The organism is Blastomonas sp., from assembly GCF_041747255.1.
In the GTDB taxonomy this organism is placed as follows: Bacteria; Pseudomonadota; Alphaproteobacteria; order Sphingomonadales; family Sphingomonadaceae; genus Blastomonas.
The window spans coordinates 1-3,051 of sequence record NZ_JBGTFM010000359.1; the positions used below are offsets into that span (position 1 = coordinate 1).

5 protein-coding genes and 1 pseudogene are annotated in these 3,051 nt (G+C 61.4%); all 6 read right to left on the reverse strand.

The window, feature by feature from the left end:
- A pseudogene (locus ACEW8G_RS12215) lies at positions 1-302 on the reverse strand (NADH oxidase); the annotation flags it as partial.
- Positions 303-382: 80 nt separating this feature from the next.
- Positions 383-1,411, reverse strand: coding sequence for an adenosine deaminase (locus tag ACEW8G_RS12220; RefSeq protein WP_373488691.1), 1,029 nt, complete (start codon positions 1,409-1,411; stop codon positions 383-385).
- 159 nt (positions 1,412-1,570) lie between these two features.
- Positions 1,571-2,128 (reverse strand): phosphoribosyltransferase, encoded by a 558-nt coding sequence (locus ACEW8G_RS12225; RefSeq protein WP_373488692.1) that lies wholly within the window; start codon positions 2,126-2,128, stop codon positions 1,571-1,573.
- A gap of 26 nt (positions 2,129-2,154) precedes the next feature.
- Positions 2,155-2,523 (reverse strand): phosphate-starvation-inducible protein PsiE, encoded by a 369-nt coding sequence (locus tag ACEW8G_RS12230; RefSeq protein ID WP_373488693.1) that lies wholly within the window; start codon positions 2,521-2,523, stop codon positions 2,155-2,157.
- Positions 2,524-2,603: 80 nt separating this feature from the next.
- On the reverse strand, positions 2,604-2,747 hold the full coding sequence (locus ACEW8G_RS12235; RefSeq protein ID WP_373488694.1) for a DUF2474 family protein: 144 nt from the start codon (positions 2,745-2,747) through the stop codon (positions 2,604-2,606).
- A 33-nt stretch (positions 2,748-2,780) separates the two neighbouring features.
- On the reverse strand, positions 2,781-3,051 hold a 271-nt coding region (locus ACEW8G_RS12240), incomplete at its 5' end, for a cytochrome d ubiquinol oxidase subunit II (RefSeq protein WP_373488695.1).

Sequence of the window (3,051 nt, forward strand, 5' to 3'; positions counted from 1 at the left end):
GCGCCTTCGTTGCCCACCGGCAGCGCCTGGCCGACCCGCGCCTTCATCATCGCCATGCCCTGCGGCGAAACCGGCGCGCTGAGCCTGGTTTGCGCGCCCTCGCCGCTGGTGCTGGCCGATCCCATGCTCGCCCAGCCGAACATCACGCCCTGATCGGACGGATTGATTGGTGTTGCCTCGACCCGGATCACCACCTCATGTGCCTCGGGCGCGCGCAGCGGCTTTTCGACCAGCTCAAGGTGAAGTTCAGCAGTATCGGTCAGGGTCGAGACCATCTGCAAATAGGTGGCGGGCACGGTCATGGGGCGTCCTCTCATTGTGTCGTTGTCTGGCGCTCCGTCTGGACCATTGGCCCGGCTTGCACAAGGCCGGTGAGGCGCGATCAGGCGGTGAAATGCGCGTCGAAATGGGCAATATCGCGCAAGTGGTGTGCGATATCGTCGGCAGCCAGAAAAGAGCCGCTAAAGCTGTTGCTGGCAAGCGTGCGCAGCTGATCGCGCGACAGGTCGAGCGCATCGGCGATGGCGACATAGTTCTGGTTCACATAGCCGCCAAAATAGGCCGGATCATCCGAATTGACCGTTACGTGCAGCCCCAGTTCGAGCATCCGGCGCACCGGGCTTTGGGCAATGTCGTCGATCACGCAAAGCTTGAGGTTGGACAACGGACAGACGGTGAGCGTCATGCCCTGCGCTGACAGTCGCGCCACCAGCGCATCATCTTCGAGCGCGCGGTTGCCGTGATCGATCCGGTCGACGTGCAGCACGTCGAGCGCCTCGTGCACATAGTCGGGCGGGCCTTCCTCGCCTGCGTGCGCGACCAGCTTCAGCCCCATCGCCTTTGCGCGGGCGAACACGTTGGCGAATTTCGATGGCGGATGGCCGAGTTCGGACGAATCGAGCCCCACCCCGTCGATCCGGTCCAGCCACGGTGCGGCCTCGTCGAGCGTCGCTTCGGCGCTTGCCTCATCGAGATGGCGCAGGAAGCACATGATCAGCCGCGAACTGATCTCAAGCTGGCGCTGCCCGTCGGCCAGCGCATCCAATATGCCCTCGGCAACATGCGCAAACGGCACGCCGCGCGCGGTATGACCCTGCGGATCGAAAAAAATCTCGACATGGCGGACATGGTCGGCGGCGGCGCGCTCAAGATACGCCCAGGTCAGGTCGTAAAAGTCGAGCGGGGTGCGCAGCACACTCATCCCCTGATAATAGATGTCGAGAAAATCCTGCAGATTGCTGAAATTATAGGCGTCGCGGATGTCGTCGACGCTTTTGAACGGGATGGTGACCTGATTGCGCTGCGCCAGCGCAAACAGCAGCTCAGGCTCAAGCGAGCCTTCGATATGCAGGTGCAGTTCGGCCTTGGGCAGGCCCGCGATGTAGCGCGCGCGCCAGTCGGTTTGGGTCATGCTGCGGTTATGCCGGGTTGAGATACGGGCTGCAATCAAAGTATGACCGCGTGCAACAAATGACCGTTTTCCGGCGAACGCCGGAATCCATGGGCAAGGTAGCGCGAACTGACTCCTCGATTCCGGCGTTCGCCGGAAAACGAAGAGGGGTGCGCCTGGTCACTCGGCCAGAATAATCCCCGACCCCGGCTTGTGCGCGCGGATTTCATCGATGCTGAGCCCCACGATTTCATGCGGAAAGACCAGCCATTGTTCGGTTTCATGGACAAAATAGTCGGGCACGAATTCGGTGAGGTTGCGCGATGGCTTGTAATAGACCGTCGCGATCCGCCAGTCGTGCGGCATGTTGTTGCGGCATTTGGCGGCGAGCTCATGGATGAAGGCGCGGATCGAGCGGCCGCTGTCGAACACATCGTCGACCACCAGCAGGCGGTCCTCAGGGTTCAGCGTATCGACCAGATAGCCCAAAGCATAGACGCGCACGTCCTTGCTCTGCTGGTCGATGCCATAATAAGATGCGGTGCGGATCGCGATATGATCGGATTCAATGCCGCGATATTCGAGCAGCTCCTGCACCGCGATGCCCACCGGCGCCCCGCCGCGCCAGATGCCGACGATGTGGGTGGGGCGATAGTCGCTGTCGATCACCTTCATCGCGAGCCGGTAGCTGTCTTCAAGCAGGCTGTTGGCCGAGATGTAATGCTTTTCGGTGCTCATGCAGCTGTGCTCTTGTCCATGGTGCCCTATCCCCTGCCCGCGCGCGTGATCACCACCGCTGCGATGGCCAGCAGCAGGATCGCGCCAGCTTCGAACAGGATCTTGTCGGGCGCCATGTCCTTGCCCTGCAGCACGATCAGCCGCGCGAGCGCGGTGATCGCAATGAAAATGGGATAGACGAACGGCGATCCGCGCCCGGTGTAGAACACCGCGATCATGCCGATGACCTCGGTATACAGGAACATCAGCAGGATATCGGCCAAGCTGATCGTGCGCGCGCCCCACACGACCCACAGCTCAATCCCCGCCGCCCCCAAAGTCATCAGTGCGACGAGAATCAGCAGGACGTGCTCGATCAGTCGGAACCCGCGCACCGCGAGGCTGTCATCCGCCAACGGATTGGCCGCAGCTGCAGATTCTGTTTGGTTGTTAATCTGTGCCATGGATGCAGACTAACACAGTTTTTCGGCGAACGTCAGGCGTTGATCCACCAGCGAATGGTATAGGCAAACGCCCCGATCACGCCGACCGACATCAGCCAGATCGCGGCCATCCAGCCGACCTTTTGCCGCAGAGGGCGCGCATCGCCGCGATCAGGATCATCGCTGCCCGGCAGCATCAGTGCCAGCCTTCCATCAGTGCCAGCCTTCCATCAGTGATAGCCCTCATCGCTCACCTTGCCGCGAAACACCCAATAGGCCCAGGCGGTATAGCCGATGATCAGCGGTACGATGACCAACGTGCCGACCAGCATGAACATCTGGCTGCTCGGGTGCGTTGCGGCATCCCAGATCGTCACCTCATCGGGCACGACATAGGGGAACATGGAGATGCCAAGCCCGATCATGCCGAGCAGAAACAGCGCAAGCGTTAGCAGGAACGGCGCGTAATCTCGCCGCAGCTTGAGCGCGCGATACAGCAGG

What these genes read in the sequence shown, in the direction of transcription:
- ACEW8G_RS12220 (WP_373488691.1), bottom strand. Translation starts at nt 1,411, where the DNA reads ATGACCCAAACCGACTGGCGCGCGCGCTACATCGCGGGCCTGCCCAAG.
- ACEW8G_RS12225 (WP_373488692.1), bottom strand. Translation starts at nt 2,128, where the DNA reads ATGAGCACCGAAAAGCATTACATCTCGGCCAACAGCCTGCTTGAAGAC.
- ACEW8G_RS12235 (WP_373488694.1), bottom strand. Translation starts at nt 2,747, where the DNA reads ATGCTGCCGGGCAGCGATGATCCTGATCGCGGCGATGCGCGCCCTCTG.